The 26,535-nt window shown below is 73.1% G+C and carries 21 protein-coding genes; 10 read left to right on the top strand and 11 right to left on the bottom strand.

Annotated features, from left to right (window positions below; genetic code table 11):
- The first annotated feature begins 6 nt into the window (after positions 1 to 6).
- Entirely contained in the window at positions 7 to 330 is a 324-nt protein-coding gene (locus ACZ6Z8_RS11695; RefSeq protein WP_465608601.1) for a hypothetical protein, read from the top strand.
- Between the two features lie 572 nt (positions 331 to 902).
- Here the strand turns inward: ACZ6Z8_RS11695 and ACZ6Z8_RS11690 are convergent.
- A complete protein-coding gene (locus tag ACZ6Z8_RS11690; RefSeq protein ID WP_465608599.1) occupies positions 903 to 5,480 on the bottom strand; it encodes an HAD-IC family P-type ATPase in 4,578 nt (1,525 codons plus the stop codon).
- A 1,046-nt stretch (positions 5,481 to 6,526) separates the two neighbouring features.
- Entirely contained in the window at positions 6,527 to 7,411 is an 885-nt protein-coding gene (locus ACZ6Z8_RS11685; RefSeq protein WP_465608597.1) for an NAD(P)H-binding protein, read from the bottom strand.
- Between the two features lie 83 nt (positions 7,412 to 7,494).
- Between ACZ6Z8_RS11685 and ACZ6Z8_RS11680 the strand changes: the two genes are divergently transcribed.
- Entirely contained in the window at positions 7,495 to 8,058 is a 564-nt protein-coding gene (locus tag ACZ6Z8_RS11680; RefSeq protein WP_465608595.1) for a TetR/AcrR family transcriptional regulator, read from the top strand.
- Between the two features lie 144 nt (positions 8,059 to 8,202).
- Here the strand turns inward: ACZ6Z8_RS11680 and ACZ6Z8_RS11675 are convergent, their stop codons facing one another.
- Both ACZ6Z8_RS11675 and ACZ6Z8_RS11670 read right to left on the bottom strand, forming a co-directional pair.
- Positions 8,203 to 8,958: a hypothetical protein gene (locus ACZ6Z8_RS11675; RefSeq protein ID WP_465608593.1), complete on the bottom strand. Its 756-nt coding sequence runs from the start codon at positions 8,956 to 8,958 to the stop codon at positions 8,203 to 8,205.
- Between the two features lie 366 nt (positions 8,959 to 9,324).
- Positions 9,325 to 9,789, bottom strand: coding sequence for a hypothetical protein (locus ACZ6Z8_RS11670; RefSeq protein ID WP_465608591.1), 465 nt, complete (start codon positions 9,787 to 9,789; stop codon positions 9,325 to 9,327).
- A 318-nt stretch (positions 9,790 to 10,107) separates the two neighbouring features.
- Here ACZ6Z8_RS11670 and ACZ6Z8_RS11665 point away from each other — a divergent pair, with 318 nt between their 5' ends.
- The 3 genes from ACZ6Z8_RS11665 (at position 10,108) to ACZ6Z8_RS11655 (ending at position 13,614) form a co-directional block, all read left to right on the top strand.
- Positions 10,108 to 10,569, top strand: a complete 462-nt coding sequence (locus ACZ6Z8_RS11665) for a hypothetical protein (RefSeq protein WP_465608589.1) — start codon at positions 10,108 to 10,110, stop codon at positions 10,567 to 10,569.
- A gap of 97 nt (positions 10,570 to 10,666) precedes the next feature.
- Complete coding sequence (locus ACZ6Z8_RS11660; RefSeq protein WP_465608587.1) at positions 10,667 to 12,901, top strand: hypothetical protein; 2,235 nt, start codon at positions 10,667 to 10,669, stop codon at positions 12,899 to 12,901.
- Positions 12,898 to 13,614: a hypothetical protein gene (locus tag ACZ6Z8_RS11655; protein ID WP_465608585.1), complete on the top strand. Its 717-nt coding sequence runs from the start codon at positions 12,898 to 12,900 to the stop codon at positions 13,612 to 13,614. The genes ACZ6Z8_RS11660 and ACZ6Z8_RS11655 overlap by 4 nt, the downstream gene beginning before the upstream one ends.
- A gap of 130 nt (positions 13,615 to 13,744) precedes the next feature.
- On the opposite strand, the gene ACZ6Z8_RS11650 is transcribed toward ACZ6Z8_RS11655, so the two are convergent.
- From ACZ6Z8_RS11650 to ACZ6Z8_RS11640, 3 genes are read right to left on the bottom strand one after another with little or no spacing between them, the layout of a single operon-like run.
- On the bottom strand, positions 13,745 to 14,011 hold the full coding sequence (locus tag ACZ6Z8_RS11650) for a DUF4235 domain-containing protein (protein ID WP_465608583.1): 267 nt from the start codon (positions 14,009 to 14,011) through the stop codon (positions 13,745 to 13,747).
- A gap of 5 nt (positions 14,012 to 14,016) precedes the next feature.
- Positions 14,017 to 14,505, bottom strand: coding sequence for a DUF3618 domain-containing protein (locus ACZ6Z8_RS11645; RefSeq protein WP_465608581.1), 489 nt, complete (start codon positions 14,503 to 14,505; stop codon positions 14,017 to 14,019).
- The gene (locus tag ACZ6Z8_RS11640; protein ID WP_465608579.1) at positions 14,502 to 14,873 is read right to left on the bottom strand and encodes a phage holin family protein; all 372 of its coding nucleotides are present in this window, start codon (positions 14,871 to 14,873) and stop codon (positions 14,502 to 14,504) included. The genes ACZ6Z8_RS11645 and ACZ6Z8_RS11640 overlap by 4 nt, the downstream gene beginning before the upstream one ends.
- Before the next feature lie 433 nt (positions 14,874 to 15,306).
- Between ACZ6Z8_RS11640 and ACZ6Z8_RS11635 the strand changes: the two genes are divergently transcribed.
- Positions 15,307 to 19,743: a hypothetical protein gene (locus ACZ6Z8_RS11635; protein WP_465608577.1), complete on the top strand. Its 4,437-nt coding sequence runs from the start codon at positions 15,307 to 15,309 to the stop codon at positions 19,741 to 19,743.
- A complete protein-coding gene (locus ACZ6Z8_RS11630) occupies positions 19,740 to 20,648 on the top strand; it encodes a hypothetical protein (RefSeq protein ID WP_465608575.1) in 909 nt (302 codons plus the stop codon). Before ACZ6Z8_RS11635 ends, ACZ6Z8_RS11630 begins: the two co-directional genes overlap by 4 nt.
- A 65-nt stretch (positions 20,649 to 20,713) precedes the next feature.
- On the opposite strand, the gene ACZ6Z8_RS11625 is transcribed toward ACZ6Z8_RS11630, so the two are convergent.
- From ACZ6Z8_RS11625 to ACZ6Z8_RS11615, 3 genes are all read right to left on the bottom strand, one after another.
- On the bottom strand, positions 20,714 to 21,187 hold the full coding sequence (locus ACZ6Z8_RS11625) for a hypothetical protein (RefSeq protein ID WP_465608573.1): 474 nt from the start codon (positions 21,185 to 21,187) through the stop codon (positions 20,714 to 20,716).
- A gap of 180 nt (positions 21,188 to 21,367) precedes the next feature.
- A complete protein-coding gene (locus ACZ6Z8_RS11620) occupies positions 21,368 to 21,787 on the bottom strand; it encodes a hypothetical protein (RefSeq protein ID WP_465608571.1) in 420 nt (139 codons plus the stop codon).
- Positions 21,784 to 22,251, bottom strand: a complete 468-nt coding sequence (locus ACZ6Z8_RS11615; RefSeq protein WP_465608569.1) for a MarR family winged helix-turn-helix transcriptional regulator — start codon at positions 22,249 to 22,251, stop codon at positions 21,784 to 21,786. Before ACZ6Z8_RS11615 ends, ACZ6Z8_RS11620 begins: the two co-directional genes overlap by 4 nt.
- Before the next feature lie 213 nt (positions 22,252 to 22,464).
- On the opposite strand from ACZ6Z8_RS11615, the gene ACZ6Z8_RS11610 reads away from it, so the two are divergent.
- The 3 genes from ACZ6Z8_RS11610 to ACZ6Z8_RS11600 all read left to right on the top strand — a co-directional run bounded on the left by ACZ6Z8_RS11610 (position 22,465) and on the right by ACZ6Z8_RS11600 (position 25,456).
- Complete coding sequence (locus ACZ6Z8_RS11610; RefSeq protein WP_465608567.1) at positions 22,465 to 22,635, top strand: hydrophobic protein; 171 nt, start codon at positions 22,465 to 22,467, stop codon at positions 22,633 to 22,635.
- Between the two features lie 103 nt (positions 22,636 to 22,738).
- Complete coding sequence (locus ACZ6Z8_RS11605; protein WP_465608565.1) at positions 22,739 to 23,839, top strand: YihY/virulence factor BrkB family protein; 1,101 nt, start codon at positions 22,739 to 22,741, stop codon at positions 23,837 to 23,839.
- Between the two features lie 117 nt (positions 23,840 to 23,956).
- Complete coding sequence (locus ACZ6Z8_RS11600; protein ID WP_465608563.1) at positions 23,957 to 25,456, top strand: phosphatase PAP2 family protein; 1,500 nt, start codon at positions 23,957 to 23,959, stop codon at positions 25,454 to 25,456.
- A gap of 139 nt (positions 25,457 to 25,595) precedes the next feature.
- On the opposite strand, the gene ACZ6Z8_RS11595 is transcribed toward ACZ6Z8_RS11600, so the two are convergent.
- Positions 25,596 to 26,468 (bottom strand): nucleoside hydrolase, encoded by an 873-nt coding sequence (locus ACZ6Z8_RS11595; RefSeq protein WP_465608561.1) that lies wholly within the window; start codon positions 26,466 to 26,468, stop codon positions 25,596 to 25,598.
- Between the last annotated feature and the right edge of the window lie 67 nt (positions 26,469 to 26,535).

Here is a 26,535-nt window from a genome sequence, read left to right as displayed (position 1 = left end):
TCCGGGGTGACAGTGGGAGTGCGGAAGGCCGCCGAGGTGGAGCGGGCCTTCGCCGAACTGGAGGCGGGCGCGGGGACGGACCGTCGTCGGACGCAGTGGTCCAGGGGCGCCCTGGCCGGTTACCTGTGGGCGTTGGGCCGCGGTGACGGCGGGCCGGTCACCGGTGTGCGGACCGAGGGTCTGCCCGGCAACGAAGTGTTGACCGCGGAGGTGGACGCGGCGAACGTGGCCCTGGAGAACCAGGTGGAACGTACCGTGCCCCGTGACTACAACCAGGGTGTCCACGACGCGCTGGCCTGGGTGTGCGGCCACACTGACAGCCGGCCCTGACTCAGGACCTCCGCCCCCCGGAAGGCACTTCGGGCCGGCGGCGCGGGGAGCGGTCGTGTTCAGTGGGAGTGCCCGCGCCTGAGCGCGCGCCGCACCCTGAGAGCCGGCCCCACCCAGGGCAGGAAGCGGAGCAGGCGCCCAGCCGTCCGGTAGACGGGGTGATGGTGCTCGGGCGCGTGGGCGGGATGGCGGACATGACCCCATGGCATCGCAGACTCCTCTTCGCCCGGTTCGGGTACTGGACGGTGAGCGTCTGCCCGGTGAGCGGTGATCCAGGCGTCGAGCCGGTACTCGTCGATGGCTTCGCCTCGCCTGGTGGATGGCCGCCCGTTCGCGGTGCGATAGCAGAGCCGTCCCGGCGACGGGTGCGGCGGCTTCGCGGTGGCCGCCGCACCGACCGCCTGGCAGCGCGACGATTCGGACCCCACCGCCCGCGAAGTCACCCGCGCCGTCCGACCGACAGCGTGTCCGCCCCCGTGCGGTCCTCCACCGGCTTTCTCCCGCACCAGCGGGCCCCACCGCGGCCGAGCTCAGCGAGCGCGTACCCGTCCGTCTGTCCGGTGCCACTACGGTCAAGTGGTCGTCCGGACGTCGGAGCGCAGCCTCGCCATGACATCGGGCAGGAACTGTTCGGCGGTATCCCAGATCCAAGGGCCCAGCGCGGCAACGGCGACGGCTGCACTGACGCCGGTCCAGGCGACCGGCCCCAGTGGGGTGCAGCCGAAGAAGTGACTGAGCAGCGGAGTCTGGACGATACCCACAAGGGCGGCCGCAGAGCCTACGGTGGTGGCCAGGACCAGCGGGCTGTGTTCTCTGCCGGCGAGGGTCTGGGTGAGTTGGGCGCCGACCACTCCGCACAGGGCCATGGTGCTGGTACGTCGTGCGCTGCCGGGGGTGAGGGAGCCGATGAGCCATGCGGTGGTCGCGCCGAGGCCGGTGAGGACGCCCCGTTGGCGGATCTGGCGCGTCAGGGGGGATCCGAGGGCCGCGGTGCCCGCCGGGGTGTCGTCCGCCGCCTCGGACCCCTGGCGGGCCCCTTCCTCGCTCGGGGTGACCGCCACGGCCATGGCGGGGAACATGTCGGTCAGGAGGTTGACCAGCAGCAGCTGACGGGTCGAAAGCGGCGAGGCGCCCGACAGCAGTGTGCCCAGCACTGTGAAGCCGACCTCGCCGGCGTTGCCGCCGATGAGGATGCTGATCGCGTCCGCCACGCTGCGCCACAGGGCCCGGCCTTCGGCCAACGCGTCCACCAGGACGGCCAGATTGTCATGGGTGAGGACGAGGTCGGCGGCGTTGCGAGCCGCGGCCGAACCGCGGGTGGCGATGCCGATGCCCACGTCGGCGGCGCGGATCGCGGCTGCGTCGTTCGCGCCGTCCCCGACCATGGCCACGACCCGTCCTGCGGCCCGCAGTGCCTGCACCACCTGTAGCTTCTGCTCGGGTGCGACGCGGGCCACCACTGCCGCGTCGCGCACCAAGCGGGCGCGGCCCTTCTTGTCCAGGGACGCGAACTGGTCCCCGGTGACGACCGTCGTTTCCTCGGGCCATCCCAGTGCGAGGGCTACCGCGAGCGCGGTCTGCGGGTGGTCGCCGGTGAGCATGACCGGTTTCACCCCTGCCTCACGCAAACCGGCCACCAGCGCGGCGGAACTGGCGCGCGGGGTGTCCGCGAGCGCGACGAACCCGACGAACTCCAGCGCCTCCAGTGGCTGGCTCAGGGCGTCCGTTTCCTGACCTGGCGTCAGCGGGCGGCGGGCGACTGCCAGGACGCGTAGTCCCTGGGCCGCCAGGTCCTGTCCGGTGCGGTCGGTGTTCGGCGGCAGGTGGTCGCAGTGGGGCAGGACCACCTCCGGGGCGCCCTTGACGACCAACATGTGCGCCCCGTCGGCGGTGTGGCCGGTGGCGGCCGCGTATCCGCGGCTGGCTTCGAAGGGCTGGCCCTCCGTCTGTGTCCAGTCCGCTCCTGGGTCGCCGGCGGCCAGGACGGCCTCGTCCGTGGCATGGGCGTGGCCGGCGTGTTCGTCGTCGGCGAGCGGACACGCCCGAGCGGCCAGCTGCAGGATGGCGGCGCCGTCGTGGCTGTCCGGCTCGTGGACAACGCCGTCGGCGGTGGTGAGGCGGGCGACCCGCAGGCGGTTCTCGGTCAGGGTGCCCGTCTTGTCGAAGCAGATGGTGTCGACCCGGCCCAGGGCTTCGAGGGTGCGCGGGGTGCGTACCAGGACCCCCCGTCGGGTGAGCCGGCGCGCTGCGGCCATCTGGGCGACCGTCGCCACCAGCGGCAGGCCTTCGGGCACGGCGGCCACCGCAACCGACACACCACCGCTGATGGCCTGCCGGATCGAGTGTCCCCGCAGCAGGGTCAACGCCGTCACCGCGGCGCCGCCGGCGAGGGTGAGCGGCAGCGCCTTGCGGGTCAGTTCCTGCAGGCGTACCTGTACCCCGGCGGCGGGAGTGCTGCGGGAGGCCAGCGCGATGGCCCGTCCGGCTTCGGTCTGTTCGCCGGTGCCCACCACCACGGCCCTTGCGTGGCCGGACACCACCGTGCTGCCCTCGAAGACCATGCACAGCCGGTCCGCGGCCGCCGCCCCCGGTGTGGCGTCGAGCTGCTTGCTGACTGGCAGGGACTCCCCGGTCAGCGACGACTCGTCCACTTCCAGGCTGTCGAGTTCGATCAGGCGTGCGTCGGCCGGCACCACGTCACCGGTGCCCAGCTCGATCACGTCACCCACGACCAGGCGTGCCGCGTCCACGGTGGGCGGTGCGACCGCGTCCACGTCCACGTCCGGGGGCGTGTCGGGGACCAAACGGGCCTTCTGCTTCTGACCTGCCGCCAGTGCTGCGAGGGCGCGTTCCGACCGCAGCCGCTGCACTCCGCCCACTACGGCATTCATGCCCATCGCCCCCGTCACGAGGAGGGCGTCGACGCCGGATCCCACGATCGCGGAAGCGGCCGCGCCGACCGCCAGGACGGGCGTGAGTGGATCGTCGAGTTCGGCCATCACCGCGCTCGCCAGCCGCGTCGACATCCGCAGCGGGGCGAAGAGCGACAGGTCGGAGGCCGAGTGGAGGGCGTCACGAATGTACTGCCTCGCGGTGGCCAGCGCTGTCGGCGCCCGGTGGTGAGCGCGAGCCAGGCGCGCCAGCGCCTCGTCCGGCTCCAGGGCGTGCCAGGCAACCCGCGACCGTGGCTGCGGCGCACCGGTCGCGGCCAGCTTCAGCGACGCCTGCCACCCGATCAACAGGGCTGCTGCGGCTGCCGCGTTGACCGGCCCGAGCTGGAATCCGAGCGCGAGAGGACTGGTGCGGCGCTTGGAGCGCCGGGTGGCCACCAGCAGACCGGACAGGGCCGCACCGGACTGGGCCAGGACCTTGGACTTCCGGCCGACCGCCTGCGCGCCGGGTACGGCGGCCAGCAGGCGGCACACGCCCTCCAGGCCGTTCAGCGCCAGCAGGTCGGCGCTCCACACCACGGCGCTGCCCTCGTCGGTGACCGAGACGGCCAGATCGCTGCGCAGCAGGCCGTCGAGGACCTCGCGGTCGGCTTCGGTGAGGCCCTCGCCGGCGCTGCGATCGCCGCCCAGGCGGGCGATGGTGAGCACGACATGGTTCTTGGCCTGTCGGTCCCGCACGAAGTCGGCCAACGGCGTTTGCGCGTCGACGACTTCGTCCGCCAGCGCGGTGAAGTCACCGAACGCGGGGTCGTCCACCATGGCGACGTGCAGGTCTGCCTGGCGTGCCGCGTCCAGGACTGCCTCGGCCAGCGGGTCGAGTTCCCATCCGACCAGGACCGTGCCGACGTCCCGGCCGTGGCTGGCGGCGACCATCAGCCCCGTTGGCGCTGACTCCTGGCCGGGCACCGGGCGCAACTGAAGCTCTGCTGGGGGGCCTGGCGGCAGGGCGTCGTCCGACGTCCGGAGGGCTGCGCAGGCGGCCTTCCACAGTCGGTCGCAGTCCCAGTCGGCCACGTTGGCGTTCACTTCGAGGACGACGCGGCGCGTGCCGCGCAGGGCACTGGGGTGCAGCAGCACGGTGTCCACGATCTCCAGGTGCCGGAGCCGGTCCCCATCACGCACCAGGACGCCGGTACGGGCCAGCACGCTTCCCACCGCACTCGCATAAGCCACCGGGCCGTAGCGGGCGGCTTTCGGCGAGCCGGCCAGCACCGCATGGGCTGCCTCCCGGGCGTTCTGTTTGAACACAAGGGTGGCGGCGGCGCCGATCAGACTGCCGGTGGCCGCCGAGTTGGCGTAGTCGTCGGCCGGATACCGGCGCTGGGGCCGCGGAACAGCCGTACCCGTCCCCACGCTGAGGCGATCCGGGGAACACAGCAGGTCGTGGGCGGCGTCGAAGGCGGCTGCCCGCGCCACGGCCTCCACCAGCTGGCCGGCCCGCAAGCCCGCGTCCAGGGCAAGGGAGGTCGGCGACTGGCCCAGAGCGTGGACGGCCGCGTTGGCCGCGGCGAGCAGCAGATCGGCGCCCGGCCTGCCGAGGTGCCTGCGGGCTGTCGCGCGCACCCGCGGATCCTCCCGCAGCAGCGTGACGGCGGCGGTGGCCCATTCGGGTGTGCGCCGTTGTCGTGTCACCCGGCCCGCCACCGCGACCGCGATGCCGAGCGTATCCAGGGCGAGTGCCGCCGCCACGGTGCGTACCGCGGTGGCATCCCCCGGGTGCGTCAGCTCGTCCCCGACCGGATCGCCGTCGGTGAGCAAGCCGTGGCGAGCGGCCACCGCCGCGGCCTTGGCCGCCACCCGGTCGATGGCCGCCTCCGCGCTCGCCTCGACCACCAGCCTCGACAGTCCACTGTCCCAGTAGGCGAGCAGCACATCGGGATGATCCAGCAAGGTGCGGGCGACCTTCTTGGCCGCGGCCTCCATCGCTGACCTGCGCGCCCCGGCGGCCGGGCGCAGCGCGATATGGGCGCGCTCGCCGGCCTGCCAACCCGGCCCAGGCGTCACGGTGCTGCGGGCGACCCGCGTCACGCGCACCGCCGTCTCACTGAGCGCGCCGGCTCCCTTCACCGCCGCGTCCACGGCCGCACCCGCCGCCTCGAGCCCCGCCTCCGCCACCACGCAGGCCCCGCGCGCGGCGCGCAGCGGAATGGCGAGCGCCGAGCCCAGCCCGGCCAACGGCAAGCGTGTCAACAACTGCATGGGTGCGTCCAACTCTCCGTGCGGTGTGGTGGGACCGGGGGAATGTGAGCCGACCGCGCAGCCGAGTTGCGGGCCGATAAGCCCCTCGGCGGCGCGGCGCGGATCAGCCGTCGGCGCGGCGACGGGGGTGTGCCTTCTTCGCCGGCGGCGCGTCGGCCGCAGAAGTGGCTCGGCCACGGGCTCTGGCAGATGAGGAGTCCTTCGCCGCCCTCCTGCTCCGGCCGTGTGGCTCGGGCGCGGGCGGCACAGGTGCCGAGTCCCCCTGCTCAGCCGGTGGCGTCGCTGAATCGGTGGCGGCCTCAGGCCGTGGGCGGGTCAGCCAGACCGCGGCAGCCCCCGCGACGGCGACCGGCCACTCGACCACACCCGCGACCCCCAGCACACCGGCGCCGACATACACCGCCACCCGACGCGCCTGGGGCGACACGGAGCCGACCCTGTCCAGCGCGCCGCCCACCACCTGCCTGGCCACCCCGGCACCGGGCATCTGACTGAGAACCGACGACACCGAGGCCACAGGCCGTCCCAACACCGACAAGGACCGATCGTTCCCCTGACTCACCTGGCTCCTCCACCCGCCTCGGCCATCAACCGACCCGTCCGACTTGTCCTCTTCGGCTCCCCCGAAATCCGCCGAATACTCCATCCGCGCAAAAACTTGCGCCCACATGCGGGACGCGGCAGACCGACAGGCCGCGCGCGGCCGCCGGCTCCGGCTGGGGCTGGGACTGCGGCTGCGGCTGCGGCTGCGGGCGCCGCTGCGGCAAGCCCGGAGATCTCTGCGGTCCTGGCCGCGCGCCGCGGTGGCAGGTGGCAGGTGGCAGGTGGCAGGTGGCAGGTGGACGGTAGCCGACCGCCGCTACGGGACGGCCGGCCGGGACCTTGGCCGCCCGGTCCTCGCCTCCCGACTGGTGCGCGGCTCGGTGTGGCTGCGCTGGACCGGTCACGACGCGGCAGTGACCAGCCCGATGTCGCGCTTATGACCGGCTATGACCGACCGTGGGCGCAGCGCGTGCGGCGCTGCGCCGGTCCGGGTCCTGGTCGGGTCATGAGGTGTGGGCGTCCGCGGCCGGCTTGAGGACGTCCCTGCACCAGGTGCGGAAGTCCGTCCGTGTGGGCTTGGCCGTCGCCCAGTCCGCGTCGTAGATGCCCTGGTCCTGCGCGGCGAAAGCCTCGGTCAGGTCCTTGACGGCCTGGTCGCCGGCGCCCTGGGAACGCAGCAGCGAGGCGTAGTCGTCGACGCCCATGCGGCGGTAGGCGACCGGGCGCCCGAGTTCCTGGCTGATCACTTCGGCCATGTCGTCGGGGGTCAGCCGGTCGGGGCCGAACACCGGCAGGTTCTCCTGTCCGGTCCAGGACGGGTGGGCGAGGAGGCCGGCGGCGGTGTCGGCGATGTCCCGCGTGGCGATCGAGGCCAGCGGCCGGTCGCCCGCGCAGGTCAGGGAGAAGGCGCCCTGACCGCAGATGGCGTCGAGCTGTCGCAGGAGGTTCTCCATGTAGAAGGGCATGGACAGCGCCCGGTACGCCGCACCGGACGCGCTCAGTTCGGCGTCCATCGCGAAGGCCGCCGACAGGACGCCGGCCGGGACCGGCCAGTCGTGGCCGGCGCTGGAGACCCCGACGACGTGGCCGACGCCGTGACGGGCGACGGCGGCGGCGCCCACGCGTGCGAAGTGGACGTAGTGCGCCTGGGCGCTCGGTGCCTGCGGGTTCGGCGGGACGAGCCAGAACAGCGCTTCGGCCCCGGGCAGTGCCTGGTCGAGCACGGCCGGATCGTCGTGGGAGCCGACGACGGTCTCGACCTGCTCACGGACGGAGTCGTCCAGGCGCGAGGCGTCCCGGACGATGACCCGGACTTCCCGGTCCTGGCCGAGCAACCGGCGGACCAGCCGGCTGCCGATCTGCCCGGTCGGGGTGGTGACGACGATCATCGATTCCTCCGTAACCTGAACCTGAACTCCGGTTCCGAATGTAGATCCGGCCTCCTCGCATCGTCAACTAGAGTGGGATGACCATGACCGCACCCGAACGTCCGCTGCGCGCCGACGCCCGGCGTAACCGCGAGGCCGTCCTCGACGCCGCCGGCGCGCTCTTCGCCCAGCGGGGCGACGCCGTACAGATGGACGAGATCGCCGAGCTCGCCGGTCTGGGCGTCGGCACCCTGTACCGGCACTTCGTCGACAAGCAGGCGCTGCTGGCGGCCATCATCGGCCGCCGGTTCGAGGCGATGACGGCCCTCGCCCGCGCCGCCGACGAGGCCGGGGATCCCTGGACGGCGTTCGAGACGCTGCTCTACGGCTACCTGGAATCGGTTGAGGCCGACGCCGCGTTCCGTTTCGCACTCCTCGGCCCGGAGGAGCCACGCTGGCGCGACATCGCCGCCGAGAAGACGGAGTTCTCGGCGATCACCGAACGCATCGTGCGGCGCGCCGTGGACGCCGGTCGCCTGCGTGCCGACTTCCACCCAGGTGACTTCGTCCTCATCACCCGTGGCGCCATGGCCAACATGACGGGAACCGGCGACTGGCGCAGGCACGTAGCACTTTTCCTCGACGGCATACGCCGCCACGACCCCTGACCCGTCAGAGCGGTGTCGGAGGAATTCCACCCGCCGAAGGTGATGCTGAAGGGGCGCCGGTACCACGAGGCCGCCACCCACAGGTGGCGGCCTCCCGGCATCCTGGATTCGCGAGCCGGCCGTCGGCAGGGCTGGGCCCGCGGGTCAGCGGTCCAGCTTCGCGTACAGGCCACGGCCCGAGCGCTGCGCCCGGCCGGCCTTGGCCAGGCGCTCCAGCGCGGTGCGCACGGCGTTCACCTTGTCCGCCGACTCCTCGATCCCCAGCCGGGCGGTCACTTCCCGGGCGCGCAGCGGTCCCTGGGCGTCGGCCAGCACGGCCAGCACGTTTTCGGAGGTGGAACCCGTCGTTCGCCGCCCGGGCGCGGGCGCGGCCTTCTCGCTCTCCCCGGTGGCCGGTGCGGCGCCGGTCCGCACCGGCTCGGTGCCCGGGGCTGCGGCCGTCTTCTTCGCCGGGGTGCGCCGCCGCGCGCCGTCGGTGGTCTTCTTCGCCGTGGTCTTCTTCGCGGGCGACGCCTTCTTCGCGGAGGCCGCCTTCTTGGCGGGCGCCGCCTTCTTGGCGGTGGCCTTCTTCGCCGTCTTCGTGGCCGCGTCCGTGGCCGTGGTGGTCTTCTCGGCCTGCTCCCCGCCTCGGTCCGGCGCCGCCCCGACTTCGGCCTCGATCTGCTGCAGCTGGTCGCCGACGATGGCGTCCGCCTGCGCCCGGACACTGCCCACCGGTGCGGTGTCCTGCGAGGCCGGCAGTCCGGCCAGGGCCTGCAGGCTCTGGATGGCGCCGCGTACGGCGTTCTCACGGGCCACGGCGGCGGTCAGCTCGTCCTCCAGGCGCCGCCGTCGCGCCTCGATGCCGGGAAGTTCCGCCTCCAGCTGGGCGATGGTGTCACTGAAACGGTCTTCTGCCACGGTTCCTCGTCTCCTCCGCCCACGCGATCTGTCGCAGGGGCTGTGCGATCTCTACCCCGTTCCCGCGTCCGCCAACAAGAACCCCACCAGACAGCCGATGCGCCGTCAGGGCCATCTTCCCGGCGGCGAACCAGGCGGGCCCCTTGCCCCCGGCGCCGGGTGCGGGCGAGCCGGCAAGTGCGGCACGGACGCGAGCACCTGCGGGAGCCGGTCCGCGGGCCCGCGCCAAGGATCCGGCGCGGGCCCGCGTGGTGGTCACCGCCGATCGCGAACTGCGCGCCCGGCCAGGCGCGTCGGGCCGGGCGCGTCGGGTGCGGCCGTCACCGGCCCCGAGCGTCCGGGGCCGAGCGGGGCCCGGGGGCCGGATCAGTGGGCAGGGCGGACCTGGAGGGCGTTGATGCCCCAGTGGATAGACGGGTCCGAGGTGTGCACGGTGAACTGGAAGTCCCGGCCGGGGCGGGCGGGGATGTCCACCGACCCGACGCCGACGGAGTCCACCGGGCACTGCACCGTGAAGTCGGCCGGCGCCAGACCGCCGACGTGCACCTGCACCGAACCGCCGCCCTGACAGCCGACGGTGACCGCGATCGGCAGCGTCTCGGTCACCGACGCCGTCACCGCGCTGCCGTTCCCGACCCAGTCGGGAATCGAGAACATGGTGTCCTCGTCCGGGGCCGGCGGCAGGATCTGGCCGGTCCCCGGATGACCGAAGGGCTCGTCCGAGGCCGGTGCCGGATCGGCCGGTTGCGCCGATGCCGTCCCGGCGAACGCCAGCGTCACCCCGAGCATTCCGGCCGCTGCGGTGAGCGCCCGCGTCTTCGCCCGCTTCATCGTGGTTCCCCCCTGCTGTGTTCACGTGTCGTACCGGTGTTCGGCACACGAAGTTGATCGTAGTGCCGCACCCGGGCCTTCGCCCTGGTTCTCGGTGGGACGGCGAAGGTTCTCGGACGACGAGCGGTGGGAGGAGAAGGGACGGGGCCGACGGCCCGCCGCCGACGTCGGGAGTCGCACCCCGAACCTCCGGAATTCCCTTACGTCCCAGGGGCTGTGGCTGTGCCGTCGGGCGAGGTATCGTCCCGTGTCCACAGGACGGGCACCGGTGACGGGTTCTCGCAGGACCCCGGTGTCCGGCAGGGGGAGAGCGAGACCATGGCCGACCGGGATCTCAACCGCGAGCTGAATCCGTGGATGTACGACAGCTCCGGGAATCTCACGCCCGAGGCGCTGAAGCAGTTCCCGGACCTCGCCGGCACGCCGGCCCCGATCACCACCGGCGGGAGCGCGACGGCGCCCGCCGGTGCGAGCGGGCAGCAACTGGTGGTGCACCCCGAGGCGTTGCGGACCGCCGGGCAGAACGCCTCCCAGCTGGGCAGCAAGATGACCGCCGACTGCCAGAACCCGGCCGGCAACGCCATGTTCGCCGCGGCGACGGCGATGACCGGCTGGGCGATCGGCGGTGCGATCACCACGGCGCACCAGACCTGGGAGCTGCAGTTCCTCACCCTCGGCGGGAACCTGATCAACATCGGGCAGAGCCTGCAGGACAACGCCAACGGCTACACCGGCACCGAGAACGCCAACCGGGGTCATTTCCGGGCCTCTGGAAGCTGACACGGCACGGCACCGGTTCGGCACGGCACGGCACACGGCATCAGCACGGCATCAGCACGCGAAAGACCAACGGGGAACGGGGAAGCGGAAAACCGCCATGGTCACGTACGACGAGCTCGCCAACACCAACCTGTCGGCGCTGGACACGGCCGCCACCGACGTCGAGCAACTGGTCCGCAGGTGGGAGTACGAATCCGACTTCCAGAGCGGGGTGGTCACCCCACTGGCCGCCAGCGGTTGGTCCGGTCCCGCCTCGCAGGCCGCCGCGGGCCGGCTCAACCAGGCGCGCACCCAGATCGACGCGGCCTTCGAGGAGACCAGCGCGCTCGCCAAGGCGCTGCGCTCCGCCCATGACCAGTTCGTCTCCTTCCAGAACACGCTGCGGCAGATCCAGACGGACGCGCAGACCCAGGGCCTGACCATCTCCGCCGACGGCAGCCAGGTCACCTGGAGCACCCCGGCGAACCTCCCGCGCAACGCCGGGATCCGCCAGGACTACCAGCAGTCCATGGATGAGGCGGCGAAAGCGATCAGCGCCCGGCTCACCTCCGTACTGCAGCAGGCCACCGAGGCCGACCAGGCCGCGGCGGCCGCGCTGGCGGCCGACACCGGCACCGACCAGCAGTCGTTCAACGCCACGCCGATCGGCGGGATCTCGGAGCAGGAGGCGGCCCAGGCGGCAGCCCTCGCCGCCCAGGGCAACAACCTCTCCAACACCCAGCTCGCCCAGCTGAACGCGCTGCTGAAGGCGCACGGCAACGACCCGTCGTTCGCCACGGCCTTCTACAACGACCTCGGCCCGCAGGAGACGCTGAAGTTCTGGGGCCAGCTCTCCGTGCTGTCCAGCCGGGCCCAGCCGCCGGACCCGGCCCGCCTCGCCATCCTGAAGGACCTACAGGGACAACTGGGCACCACGCTGGCCAGCGCGACCAACACCCGGAACCAGCCGCACCTCTCCGACCAGTGGGAGGCCCAGCTGCGCGCGGCGGGCGCCCAGCGGATCCAGGTGGTCAGCTCAGGGCCGTTGAGCCTGCAGCCGTACGGCTACCAGTTCCTGGCCAGCATCCTGCAGACCGGGAACTACGACCCGCACTTCCTGAACCCGATCGCGGAACACGTCACCCAGCTGACGCAGCAGAACCCCGACATGTGGCGGCAGGCCGGACCGCAGCCCGTGTCGAACGGCGTCCTGAAGACCAACTTCCTCGGCAACGGCACCGGCTTCAACCCCATGACGGGCGTGCTGGAGGCGCTGGGACACAGCCCGGCGGCGGCGACGGACTTCTTCCACAACCCGGAGACGCTCTACAACGCCGACGGCGCCCCGACCGGCCGCACGGCGCCCAACGGCTACCTGGGCTTCCTCACCGACGGCAGCAAGAACCCGATCCTGTCCGACACCGGCGTCACGGACCCCAACTACAAGGCGACCCTCACCTACGAGCCGACGGCGCTGGGCCACGCGCTCCAGGCCGCCACCACAGGCGTCCCGTGGGACGCGCCGAACGGCACCCCGCTGCCGCCGCACACCGCCGCCACCGACGACGTGATGAACCAGGTGGTCAACACCTTCGGCAAGGACCCGAGCCTGCTGCAGGGCCCGCTCTCCAGCATGAACGGCAGTGTGGCGAACATGACCGCCTCCTACATCGGCGACGTCAACCAGGCCGTCAACGCGCCGGTCGGCAACCAGCTCAGCGTCTTCGGCACCCCGGCGAACCTCAACGCCGACAACGCCAACCACCTGCTGGACACCCTGGCCCGGGACCCGGGCGCCTACGGCACCCTCCAGCAGGCCCAGAACGGCTACCTGGCCGCCCAGCTGGAGACCCAGGTGCACCAGCCGGGGCAGACCTCCGACCAGCTCGGCGCCAACCTCAACCGTGTCGCCGCCCAGACCGGCACGGTCAGCGGCATCCTCAGCAACGCGCGCGCCAACGCGGTCTCGCAGGCCGGTTGGGCGGCGGACGCCGCCTACAACCAGTCGATCTCCAGCAACACCGACATCGCCAAGACGATCTACAGCCAGACGCTCGGCAGCGTGGTCGGCAAGGTCCCGCTCCTCGGTGACATCGCGAACGACCAGGTCAGCAACATGATCACGAACATCGGCACGCAGTACCAGCACGACAGCACCCAGACCAGCGTCACCGCGAACATCGCGCTCGTCGACCAGGGCCACAAGGCGGTCGGTCAGGCGGTCCAGCAGGCGCTCGGCAACGCCGGTCTCGACCCGAACGGGAACACCGCCCTGAACGCCGCCACCCAGGCCCAGCAGGCCTACAACAGCGGACTGGCCGTGGACAGCTCCTACCACCAGGCGGGCAAGTGAGCGGCGCGTCCGCCGGGCTCCGGCCCGGTCGGGCGCGGTTCCGGGCGCGGTTCCGGGCGCGGACCGGCATCGCGGCGGCGGCGGTGCTGGTCGCCGTCGGCGTCACACTGCTGGTCCGCCAGCCCTGGCAGCCCGTCACCCGCCTGCCCGCCCAGGCCTGCTGGGGAGTGCTGGACGCCGACGACCTCCGCCCCCTGGCGGGCGGCGGGAACGGCACCCTGACCGCCGCGACCACCACCCGCACGCTGCAACCGGCGCAGTCGGCCGGCGGTGCCGGCTACCACTGCGAGCTGGCCTGGCACGGCGGCCCGGCACCGACCTACCTGGGCAACGGCCCCACCATCGCGCTCCACACGGAGAGCCAGCTGACCGAGGCCCGCGCGCTGGACGCGAGCCGCGGCGCGGTGCGGCCGCTCTCCTTCGGCAGCGGAAACACCGCCTGGCAAGCGGCCGAAGGCTACTCACTCGACCTGGCCATCCCCTGCGGCTTCCGCGACCCCTACACCGGGCAGTCCGCCACCGGCTACGCCCGGATCTCCATCGGCGCAGCCGGCAACCCCAGCTTCCCGCCCGCACCGCCGCCCGCCGAGGTGCGCCAGGCCGACGCCCGGATCGTGCTCAAGCTGGCGAAGGCGTTCGCCCAGCAGTACCCGTGCACCGGCGTCACACTCCCGGCCGATCCGCCACCTGTCCCCGCCATCACCGGTTCCTGACCGGACCGGAGGGTGACGAGTTCCGGGCGCGTTCGACGGAGCGTCCACCGCGTCGGCCGCTCCGTCGAACATGGCCCGCGAGTTCGCCGGATGTTCGTGTCCTACCAGGCCTTCCGCCGACTCGTCCGCGTCAGCCGGGCCAGGTTCCGGTCAAGCGGCGGACGGCGGTGGCGCCGGCGCGGTCGACGGCCGCCTTGACCCCGGCGAAGATCGCGCCCTGGAGCGTGGCCGCGAGCAGCACCTCCCGCCAGGAACGGTCTTCGTCGGTGGCGTCCGGGGCCTCGTCGTCGTGACCGAGCGCCTTCCACGCCTGCTGGAACAGCACTCCCGCGGCCAGGCCGCTGAGGGCGCCGAGCGCAAGACCGACCGGCTTGTAGGCGACCTTCGATGCCTTCACCCGGCTCACCCCTTCCGGCGGCGGCACGCCAGCCACACCACGAGGGCCAGCCCCGCTGCTGCCGCCGCCACCACCACCGTGCGGTTGTCCCGGACCAGCTGCGCCCCCCGGGCGGTCTTCTCCCGCACCGGCTCGGGCGCCTTCTCCTCCCACAGGTCACCGACCTCGGAGGCCATGGCCCGGGCCTGCTCCGCGACCTGGGCGGCCCTGTCCTTGACCGGATCGGCCAGCCGGTCCTGCGCCTGGTGGGCCAGGTCGGCGGCCTTCGCCTTCAGTTCCCCGCCCTTGAGGGAGGCCTGCTCCTTCAGCTCGCCGGCCTTCGCGGCGGCCTGCTCCTTGACCTCGGCCGCCTTCTCCTGGGCGCGCGCCCTGACATCGGTCCTGGCCGACAGCGCCTGGACCGTCTCCCCGAGTTGGGCCCGGGTCCGCTCGGCCTGTTCGCGCAGTTCCTCCGTGCTGGAGGCGATGGGTTCGTCGTGAGGCGGCTGGGTCATCGGTGTGCCCTCTCCTTGATCTCGGCCACGTCGGCCTTCACGTTCTCGACGGCCAGCTCGGGCGCGGGTGTCCCGGCCCGGTCGACCTGCTTCTTTCCACTCATGGCCATCACCGCGGCGATCGCACCCAGCACCGCTGTGACGATCAGCCCGGCCGCCCAGACCGGCAGCGCCAACGCCAGGGCGGCGATCACGGTGGCGACCAGCGCCTGCGCCATCAGGAAGCCGACCACGCCGGCGCCGCCGAGCAGGCCTCCGCCCTTGCCGTAGCGCTTGCCCTTCTCCTTCATCTCCGCCTGCGCCAGGCGCAGTTCGGCCCGCACCAGCTCGGTCAGCTGCTGCGAGGCCCGCTGTACCAGCTCACCCACCGGCTCCTGGCCCCGACGGTCCACGCTCGGAGCGGACCCGGCATGCTGCTGCCGCGTGCTCGACACGGCGCTCACCTCCCGTCCCTGTGGATCCCTACCGGATCGGACGGCGTGGATCGGGCTGCGTCACTCGCCCGACCCCCCGCCAAGGGCGCGAGTACCCCGCCCGCGCGAGTTCAGGCCGGCCTGTGACCGGTATCTTCGCGGCCGCACCTGCCCCGGTACGGTGCTCCCGCAGTGTCACCAGGCCGAAGCGCCTGGTCGGCGCTCCCCCCGATCCGGAGGGTCGGCCCGGGTGTCCGGATGCGGCCGTTGTGCTGGCCGGAAGGGCCCGGAATGTCTATCGTCGGGCAAGCGGCGGAACACGAATGGACGGGGCAGGGGCGGGGTCGTGGCGAGCGGGTCACGGGGTGGGGGCGGTGCGTTGCGACACGTGGTGCTGTCCGTCGGCCTGCCCCTGGAGCGCACCGAGGACGGCGACTCACCGAGGCCGGGCCTCGATCCGCTTGAGGATGCCCCGCGGCACGCCGCGAATGTCGCGCAGGCCTTCCGGAGTTTCGGCTACACGCCGGTCGAGGCGCACGACCCGAGCGGAGGTTCGCTCGGCCCGGACGCGGACTTCCCGGCGGTGGTCGACTCGTCGCTGGCGGACGCGGACGTCGACGTGCTGGTCGTGCACATCGTCGGGCACGGCGAGCTGGCCGGTGGCGGCAGCGAACAGCTGTACCTGCTCGATCGTGACGGCAGGCGCATCCGGCCTCCGGTGGGCGAGTGGATCGACATGGTCGAGGACCACCCGGACGAGCACCGGCCCGTGACCTTGTTCGTCCTGGACGTGTGCCATGCCGGTCAGGCCGCGGTGCTGTCGTGGCACGCGCGGATGGACACGACGAAGCGGCGCGCGTGGGTCCTGGCCGCTACCGACCCCGCCGACCGGGCGTACGACTACCGGCTGAGCCGAGCCCTGGTGAGCGTACTGGACGGGTACGCCTCCGGCCGGGTCCGGTTCGACCCCTCCGTCCGGTACATCCCCGCGCCCGCCGTCTGGCGGGAGATCGGGCACGCGGTGGACCGCCTGTGGCGGGAGGCCGACGGCCTGGAGCAGCGGGTCGGCACCAGCCTGGTGCCCTCGCACGCCGACCTGTCCCACCTCCCGTTCTTCCCCAACCCTTCCTACGACCCCGCCGGCGGCCCGGTCGCCGGGCTGCCGCCGGAGATCGCCCGCCTCACGGACTGGGCCGATGTCGATCCCGAGCACTTCATGCGACGTGCTGGCGGCGGCGAACCCGTCGGCCGGGGCTGGGACAAGGGCTACTTCTCGGGCCGCGACGAGGAGTTGGACGAGCTGTCCACCTGGCTCGACGATCCCGCTGCCGAACCGGTGCTGCGCGTGGTCACCGGCAAACCGGGTGCGGGGAAGTCCGCCCTGCTGGGCGTCCTGGTCTGTGCCGCGCATCCGCTGCTGCGCGAGCCCACCGCGCCGCTGTGGCGCGGGCTGGGCGAGCGGGCTCCGGGGCGCAACGGGCGGATCGCGGTGGTCCACGCCCGCCGTCTGGACCGTGGGCAGGTCGTCGACTCCCTCGGCCGCCAGCTGCGCGGGTTGGGCGGCCGGGCCGGCGCGGCCGCACCCGGCGGGAGGCAGGGCGGCCTGGACCCGAGCCCCGCGGACCTGCTGCTGGGCATGCTGCCCGACGACGGCCCCCCGGTCACCCTGATCATCGACGCTCTCGACGAGGCCGTCCGGCCCGAGGAGATCGCCGAAACCGTCCTGCTCCCCCTCGTCCAGCGGTCGCAGGCAGAAGGGGGAGGCCGGCTGCGGCTGCTGGTCGGCACGCGCGACGACCCCCGTTTCTCGGCACTGCAGGCCCTCGCCCGCGACCGCGCCGGCCACACCGACCTGAGCGCCGCCAGCCCGGTCGCCGTCCGCCGCGGCCTCACCGACTACGTCAACCGGCTCCTGGCCACCGACGGCAGCCCGTACTCCGAGGGCACCCGGCGCCCGGCCCGCAACGCCCTCGCGCGGGCCGTCGCCGAGCACCTCACCGGCCCCGCCGACGGCCGCCGGGACGGGCCGGGGAGCGACGGCGCCCTCCAGTGGGGCGAGTTCCTGACCGCCGGGCTCTACGTCCACTACCTGCTGGCCGGCGAGGATCCCCGAGCCACCGCCGAGGAGGCGGCCGCCCTGGGCCGGGCCGTGCCCCGCAGCCTGCCCGCCCTCCTCGAACTCGACCTGGGACGGCGCGCCGTCAGCCCCCTCCTGCGCCCGGTGCTGACCGCGCTGGCCTTCGCGCACGGGCGCGGCATGCCCGAGAGCGTCCTCGCCCACGCGGCGACGGCCTTCACCGCCTCCGGCGTCGGCCCGGTTCCCTGGAAGCAGTTGCAGGAGCTCCTGGACGGCGAGGCGCGCTTCTACCTGCGCCGGGAGGTCGACGAGGACGGCACCACGCTCTACCGGCTCTTCCACGAGGGACTCGCCGAATGGCTGCGGGACACCCCGACGGACCGGCCGGCCCGCGAGGAGCGCCGCCCCGGCCCGGCCGGTCAGGGCCTCCTCCTCCCCCGCGCCGAGCGGCTGTACGAGCGGCTGACGGACTGTGTGGACCGCGACGGAGCGGGCCGCACGCGATGGGACCGGGCCGTTCCGTACCTGCTGCGGCACATCGCCCAACACGCCCTGGAAGCCGGGAAGTTCGACGGACTTGTCGGCGACGCCGAATTCCTCGTCCACGCCGACCCGCGCTCCGTCGCCGATGCCGCGGGCCACGCCCGGTCCGACCGGGCCCGGCTGGACGCCGCCGTGTACCGGGCTTCCTGGGGCGTGCACCACGCGCTGCCGGCGGGTGCCCGCCGCCAGCTCCTGGCCCTGGACGCAGCCCGCTTCGCCCACACGCGCTTGCAGGCCGACCTGCCGGGTGACGCCGACTGGCAGGTCCGGTGGGCGACCGGTGGCCAGGTCTCACCGGCCCTGGTCCGCACCCTGCTGGTCCACGACGACGCGACGTACACGGCAGCGGCGGTGGTGGCGGAGCTGGACGGCCGGCCGCATGTGATCGCCGGCTGCGACCTCGGGCCGGTGCGGGTGTGGGACGCCACCACCGGCGCCCTCGTCCGGACCCTGCCCCACACCGACGGTGCGCGGTCGATGGCGGTGGCGCAGCTGAACGGGCATCCCCACGTGGTCATCAGCAACGGCAGATCGGTGGACGTGTGGGACCTGGTGACGGGTGGACGCGCCCGCCCTCTGGCCGGGCAGGGCGGATGGGTGGAGGCGGTGGCGGTGGTGGGGCTGGAGGGTCGCCCGCACCTGCTCGCCGGCGGTGAACGTGATCCGGGGCCGAGCCAGATTCGGATCTGGGACCTCGCCACCGGTGTCCGCACCCACGTCCTGACGGGCGACTGGGGCAGGGCAGCCGCGATGGCGGTCCTGGCGGACCGCCTGTACGCCGTCGTCGAACTCGGCATCGGAAGAAGGGAGGTGCGGGTGTGGGACATGGCCACCGGTGATTCGACCAATCCCCTGGCAGGCCAGTCCGAGGAGCTGGACGCGGTGGCGGTGGCCGAACTGGACGGCCTGCCGCACGCCGTCACCACGGGCCGGGACGGGCAGGTGCAGATCTGGGACCTGAGCACCGGCGCGTGCGTCCGCACCCTGACCGGCCACACCGGCCGGGTGCGCAGGACGGAGGTGGTGCGCCTGGACGGCCGCCCGCACGCCGTCACCACGGGCCGGGACCGGCAGGTGCGGATCTGGGACCTGACCACGGGCGCGTGCGTCCGCACCCTGACCGGCCACACCAGGCAGGTGCACGGGGTGGCGGTCGTCCAGCTGGACGGCCACCCGCACGCCGTCACCACGGACTGGAGCGGGCACACGCGGATCTGGGACCTGGCCTCCGGCACTCCCAGCCGCGCCCTGCCCGGCCACACCGCTCAGGTGACGGCGATGGCGGTGACGGACCTCGACGGCCGCCCGCACGTCATCACCGGTGCCGACGAAGGGGACGGGTCGCTGCGGGTGTGGGACCTCGCCGCCGGCACGTGCGTCCGCTCCCTGCCCGGCCCCGACCGCAAGGTGACCTCGGTCGCGGTGACGGAACTGCGGGGCCGCCCACATGTGATCGTCGGCTGCCAGGACAACCGGGCGCCCGTGCTGGACCTGGGCACCGGTGCCGCCGACCGCACCCTCACCCCCGGCTGGGCCTTCTCGGCGGCGGCGACGTCGACGACGGTGGCGGGCCGCCCGCACGCGGTGCTCGGCACCTGGGGCCGGGAGGAGAGCGAGGGTCTGGTGGCGGTGTGGGACCTCACCACCGACGGCCACCCCCGCACCGCCCTCATGGGCGACTACGGAATCCACGCGATCGCGGTCGCCACACTGGAGGGCCGCCCGCACGCCGTCACCGGCAGCTACGGGCGCGACCTCCGGATCTGGGACCTCACTCCCGAGCGTCCCACCCACGTCCGCACCCTGACCGGCCACACCCGCTCGGTGTACGCGGTCACCGTCACGGACCTGGCGGGTCGTCCCCACGCGGTCACCGGCAGCGCGGACGGGTCGGCACGCGTGTGGGACCTCGCCGCCGGCGCCTGCGTCCTCGTGCTCGACGGCCACACCGACGGGGTGCGGGCGGTGGCGGTCGCCGAGTGGGAGGGGCGCACGTACGCGGTCACCGGCAGCGACGACGCGACCGTACGGGTCTGGGACCTCGGGACCGGGTCCTGCCGCGCCGTCTTCCGCCTTCCCGACGCCTGCGGAGCCGTCGCCGTCGCCGATCACGGCACGGTCGTCGTCGGGGCCGGCAACGAGGTCGTCGCACTCGGCCTCGGACGCGCAGCACGTCTCACACCCCTGGGAGGGAGACCCCGTTGACCAGCACCAGTGCCCCGGCTCTTCGCATCGTCGCCGTTCACGGCATCGGCAACAGCTTCGGTGCCGGTCTGTCCCGCGCCCGCACCGAGGAGCTCCGCGCCCGGAAGGCCGCGCTGTGGGCACGGCACCTGAGCAGCGGTCTCGGTGTCGCCCCGGACCGGATCGATCTCGACTTCGCGTACTACGCGGACAAGCTGGCCCCCGGCCCGGCCGCCCAGGGAGCGGGGAGCGACGACGTCCTGGACGATCCGCTGGCCCAGCTGATGCTGGAGGAGTGGGCGAGGGAACTGGGGGCTCCCGACGAAGCGGCTCACGGTCACGCGGCGGTGCCGCTGCGGGCGTTGTCGTCGTGGGTGGCCCGCCGGTTCGACCTCGCGGAGGGACCGCTACGGGTGTTCCTCCGCATGTGGTGCGGTGAGGTCGCCGCCTACCTGCGGGCCGAGGACGCCCCGCAGCGGCGTGCCGCGCGGGAGGAGGTCGCCGGGCGGCTCGCCCGCCATCGGCCCCGGATCGTCATCGCGCACTCCCTGGGCTCGGTCGTCGCCTACGAGGCCCTGCACGCTCACCCGGAACTGCGTCCCGAGCTGTTCCTGACCCTGGGCTCGCCGCTCGCGCTGCCCCGCGTGGTCTTCGATCGGCTCGTACCCGCGCCGAGGGCGGAGGGCCGGACGCCGCGCGGAACCGGCCTGCCTCGGGGAACCGGCCTGCCCGGCCGGACGCGATGGGTCAACATCGCCGATCCGGGCGACCCGGTGGCCGTCCCGCCGCTGCTCAGCAGGTTCTTCGACGGTGTCGACCTCGACCACACCACCGTCGTCAGCGGCCTGTTCCGCTTCCACCACGCCACGAACTACCTGCAGTGCGCAACGACCGCCGCCACCGTCGCCCCGTACCTGGGCATCTGACGGGTGCACCGAGGCGCGCGGTCCGCGCTCCTCGGTGCCGGGCCCGCCGGACCGAGCCCGAGCCGCTACAACGCGCCCATCCCGTTCGACCAGGCCCAGGGCGAGCCGTTGCCGTTGCTGAACACCCGCGAGATGGCCCACAGGCCCTTCGAGCAGTGCAGTCCGTAGACCTCGCCGGTGGTGAACCAGCCGGGCTGGCCCGGGTAGAAGTGGTTGGCGTTCGAGTCGCCGTTCACGCCGTACGTGACGCCGTTGCAGGAGTCGTAGACGCCGCTGTAGACCCGGACGTCGGTGCTGCCGCCGGTCAGGTAGGTCGTGGTGTAGAACCCGCCGTCATTGGCCTGGACGATGCAGGGCGTGAGCTTCCACAGGTTCCAGGGCGAGCCGTCCGCGCCGCCCTGGTTGACGGTCCCGCAGAGCTGGGCGTCGGCGTGGGCGGCCCCGGCGCCGAGGAAGGTCATCCCGGCGGCGAGTGAGACGCCGGCGGCGGCCAGGGCGATCGTGCGGCGTAACCGCGGGCGCTTCGAGAGGCTGGACAAAACGTTCCTCCGGTCTCGTACGGTGATCCGATGTGACTCTTGGGACTGCTCTGACGGTGCATCCGAGGTTGGACGACCCGTTCCCTTCCCGGGCGGTACGCGCTCCGAACATCGGGATTGACCAAGACAGTTCAAAGACCCGTCGGCCGGGGACGGGGCCCGGCCGACCTCGGGACAGGCTCACGCACCGGCTTCCAGGATGCGCTTGAGGGTGGCCAGTTCGGTGTCGACGAGAGCGATCTGCTCGTCGAAGAAGGCGTCGGTGAAGGTGGGCGGCTGGAAGAAGGTCATCATGAATTCGGTGCCCGTGCCGTTGGCGACGACGCGGGCGGGGACCTGCCAGGACGCCTGCTCCTCGACGTAGTCGTGGTCGAGGACGCCGAGTTCGGCGTTGCCGCGGATGCGGAGCCTGGCGGGGCCGTGCGGAGTGCTCATCAGCCACCAGTCGGGGTCGTCGGTGGCCTCGATGGCCTTGACGTTGACGACGGCCCAGGCAGGCCAGTTCGCGGGATCGGCGAGGAAGGCGAAGACCTCGGCGACGGGGCGCCGGATGCTGACGGTCTTGGTCGTCGAACGGGCCGTGGCGGGGGTGGTGTTCATGACGGGGCCCTTCCGGGGGCGGGGGTTTCGGGATGGGTGTCGCCGACCAGGCCGCGGATCCAGTCCTCCAGTTGGAGGCGCCGGGCCGGGTCGAGGTGGGCGAAGAAGTGGGCGTCGTTGCGGTCGGCGATCTCCGCCAGGCGCGGCGTGAGGTCGAGGCCGGCGTCGGTGAGGGTCAGCCGCAGGATGCGCCGGGAGTCGGGGTCGCTCTCGCGGGACATCAGCCCTTTGGCGACCAGGCGGTCGACCAGGCGGGAGACCGCGCCGACGTCGATGTCGATGTAGCGGGCCACCTCACGGGTGGTGGTGGCGTCGCCGCGGTAGACGGTGATCAGGACCGCCCACTGGGAGACGGTCACGTCGTGCTCGGCCAGTTGCCTCTCGAAGCGGCCGTGGACCTCGTCGGAGAGACGGCGGAGCCAGTACCCGAGGTGGTCGCGCAGACCGCTGGTTGGTGCTGTCACTCCTCCACTCTGCATGTCGGAACAACTGTTGTCAAGACAACGGTAGCGTACAACCCGCCCGCTCTGCGCGGAACGATCACATGCGTGGGGGCCCCGGGGTGGTCGACGGTCGAACGTCACCGCGTGGGCGGGCCCGATTCGCAGGCATGCATCCCACCGATCGGGTCACCAGATGTACGTCCCCAGTAGACGGACGAAGGAGATGACGGACCCATGGGTGCACTTCTGCTGGTTCTGCTGCTCGCCCTGGTGCTCTTCGGCCTCGGGTTCGCGGTGAAGGTGCTGTGGTGGGTGGCGCTGTTCGTCCTGGCGGTGTGGCTGCTCGGTTTCGTGGTCCGCGCCGTCGACGATGCCGGCGGCCGGCGCCGCTGGTACCGGTGGTGACGCCGGCACCGCCCGGGGCTCGCGGCCCGGCACGTTCCCCCGGTGCCTGTTCCCCGGGTGCACGGTCCCCGTGCACCCGCACTCCGTCCGAAACGGGTGGTCCATGAGCGTGCTCGACGGACTCGACGACTACCAGCGGCGCCACCGCTGGGCGGGTCTCGCGATCGCGGTGGTGTACAAGTTCATCGACGATCAGGGCACCTACATGGCCGCCCTGATCACGTATTACGGCTTCCTGTCGCTCTTCCCGATGCTGCTGCTCCTCCTCGCCGTGCTGGGGTTCGCGCTGCACGGCGATGCCCAGTTGCAGCAGCAGGTGCTGCATTCCGCGCTCAGCCAGTTCCCGGTGATCGGCGACCAGATCGAGCACAACGTCCGTTCGTTCCAGGGGAGCGGCTTCGCGCTCGCGGTCGGCATCGCCGGCAGCCTCTACGGCGCGCTGGGAGTGGCGCAGGCGCTCCAGAACGCCTTCAACACGGTGTGGGCCGTTCCTCAGCACAGCCGCCCGAACGCGCTGACCGCCCGACTGCGCGGACTGGCCCTGCTGGGCGTCCTCGCCGCGGCGGTCATGGCTTCCGCGGCTCTGGCCGCCCTCACCGCCACCGCGCACGGCTGGCCCGCCTGGATCGACCGGTGCGTGCGGGTCGCGGCCGTACCGCTGTCGGTCGCGGTCGGCACCGTCCTGCTGCTGGCCGGGTTCAAGCTCCTGACCAACAGCCGGCTCCGGGTGCGCCTGCTGTGGCCCGAAGCCCTGGCGGCTTCGCTGACCTGGCAGGCACTGCTGCTGGTCGGCACCTACTACGTGGGGCACCAACTGCGCGGGGCGACGGCCACGTACGGCCTGTTCGGCATCGTGCTCGGCCTGATGGCGTGGATCTACCTCGGCGCGCTCACCCTCGTCGTCTGCGCGGAGAGCGCGGCGGTGCGCACCCGCCGGCTGTGGCCCCGCGGAATCACGGCGCCCTTCGCCGACCACGCCCCGCTGACCCGGGCGGACCGGCAGGCCTACACCTCCTACGCCACCGCCGCCGCCTACAAGCCGGGCGAGGAGATCCGCGTGCGCTTCGCGCCGCCCGGAGCGCAGCGGGGTGACGGCGGCCCTACCGGAGGAAAGCCGGACCACCGCGCCGCGCCTCACGAGCCGACGGGCCCCGCGGCGGCGCCCGCTCCTGACGTGCCGCCGGGCGAACCCGTCGATCCCTGAGGTGCCCTGAAGTGCCCTGAAGTGCCCCCCGGCGCACCCGGCAGTCCCTGACCCACCGCCGGGCGGATCCCAGCGATCCGCCCTCCCACCACCGCACGACCAGAAGGACCGCTGCCCATGAGGAAAGCCCTGAACGACCTCGACGCCCGGCTGTTCGTCAGGGTGGCCTCCCGTCGCCTGCGCGGCAGCGACCCGTGGCTGTCCCACCTGACCCGCGCCGCCGACCACGGCAAGCTGTGGATGACCGGCGCGGCGCTGCTGGGCGCCACCGGCAACCGGACCGCCCGGCGGGCCGCCCTGCGCGGAGCCGGTTCCCTGCTGCTCGCCTCCTTCCTCGCCAACGTCGCCGCCAAGGGCCTCAGCCGCCGGCCCCGCCCCGCCCTCGACCCCGTGCCCGTCGTACGGCGGCTGCTCAAGCAGCCCGTCACCAGTTCCTTCCCCTCCGGGCACTCCGCCTCGGCCGCGGCCTTCGCCACCGCCCTCGCCATCGAATCGCCGCTGCTGGGCGCCGTCGCCGCTCCTGTGGCCGCCGCCGTGATGGCCTCGCGCGTCTACGTCGGCGTCCACTACCCCGGCGACGTCCTGGCCGGGGCCGCTCTGGGAGCGGGGACCGCCGCGCTCACCCTGCGCTGGTGGCCCCGTCGCAGCGACCAGCCGGCCAGCACGGCCGCTCCGGTGGTGAAAGCGCCCGCCCTGCCCACCGGCGCAGGCCTGTACGTCGTGGTCAACGGCGCCTCGGGCTCCGGAGCCCTCACGGGGGCCGACGGCCCGGAGCGGTCGGTCGAGGAACTGCGCCGGGAACTCCCCGACGCCCACATCCGGCTGTGCGCGGACAGCAACGACCTGGCCGCGCTGCTGGACCAGGCCGCGGCACTCGCCGTCAAGTCGGACGGGGCGCTGGGCATCTGCGGCGGAGACGGCAGCGTCAACCTGGCCGCGGCCGTCGCGGCCCGGGAGGGCCTGCCGCTGGCGGTGTTCCCCGGCGGCACACTGAACCACTTCGCCGTCGACCTGGGCACCCACACCCTGCGCGCCACCGCCGAAGCCGTCAAGGCCGGTAGCGCCTGTGCCGTCGACGTCGCGCTGGCCACCGGCGATCGCGGCGACCGGCAGCTGTTCCTCAACACCTTCAGCATCGGGATATACCCCGAACTCGTCCGGGCCCGCGAACGCCTGGAGAAGCGCCTGGGCAAGTGGCCTGCCCTCGCCGTCTCCCTCGTCCGGGTCCTGGCCGGCGCCGAGCCGGTACGGCTGAGCGTCTCCGGTGTCCCGCGGACGCTCTGGATGCTCTTCGCCGGCAACGGCACCTACGACCCGTCCGGCTTCGCCCCCACCCACCGCACCTCACTGGACAGCGGCCGGCTCGACATCCGCGCCGTCGACGGCAGCCACCCCTTCGCCCGTACCCGCCTCCTGCTCGCCTTCCTCACCGGCACCCTCGCCACCTCGCGCGTCTACCGCGAGGCCCGTCTGGCCGCGCTCGACCTCACCGACCTCCGCGAGGTCCGGTACCTCGCCGTCGACGGCGAGGCCCTCCCCGCCCCCGATCGGCTGCGCCTGTCCACGACCACCGCCGCGCTGACCGTCTACCGGCCCGAACGTCCCGCCATCCCCTGAGCGCCTTCCCCCGGCGGCCCCGCCCGGCGCGGCCCCTCGTGCGGCTCCTGGCAGCTGTGCGCGGCGTCCGGCCGGGGCCACACGGCAGGCTCGTCCGGGGCGGTGACGGCCCCGGTGCGGTCGCTCGGACCGCGGGCCGTCACCCGGTGGCCGTGAGGACGTCCAGGAACCGCTCGTGGTCGACCGAGACCGAGATCCGCGTCCGGGTGCCGGCCGCCGGACGCGCACCCCAGGCGCCGCGCTCGCGGTACACCTCGACCTCGCGGAACGCGCAGACGGATTCGTCGAGCGCCACGGCCGCCGCGAGCGGGTCGTGGAAGGCCTTGCCGGCGCGGCGCCTGGCCAGGTAGACCGCCATGCCCGCCCGCACGAGCGCCATCCCGGGTGTGAGCCGCCGCGCCGACAGGGCGGCGTGCATAGCGCCGTCGTAGACGACGCCGTGGCAGACGTTCTTCGAGACGAGCACCCGCTCACCGACGTGGGGCGATTCCAGCAGCCTCGACGCGGCGTCCGGAGCGCCGTTGAAGTTGAACGTCGGGCAGGTCTCGCGTCCCTCGAACTTGGGGAGCCGGTGTTCGGGCGGGACGACGCAGTCGCCGGCGAAGCCGCCCTGTGCGACCCAGCGGGCGATGCGCACCTCCGGTTCCCGCTCCAGGAGCACGCCGGGATTCTTCGGCGGCGCCCCCGTGAGCAGCGTCGCGTCCCCGCCGGCGAGGGTGTCCCGCAGCAACTGCCAGGCCTCGGCGTCGGGTTCGCGCGCCGGAACCTTCCCGAGCCATCGGCGGTGGAAGCCCGACACCGGCCGCACGTCGGCGCCGGGCCGGTACGCGCCGACCGGCACGGGCACCCCGAGGCGCCCGAGGAGGTGTTTGACGATGCCGACCTGTTCATCCGACCCGGGCATGACCGTCACGGCCACCAGGCGTGCCCACGGATGGGTCGCGAGGGCACACAGGGTGAAGACGTCGTCGGGGTCGCCGGTCTCCATGTCGAACACGATCGGGATCGCCATGCCCGCGACCGTACCGATCCGACGCAGCGTCACCAACGGAATTTCGGCGGACCCGGCCCGCCTCGGC

The organism is Kitasatospora sp. NPDC101108 (assembly GCF_055584725.1).
Note: the sequence above shows the minus strand (reverse complement) of the source record. Positions and strands in the feature narration are given on the sequence as shown.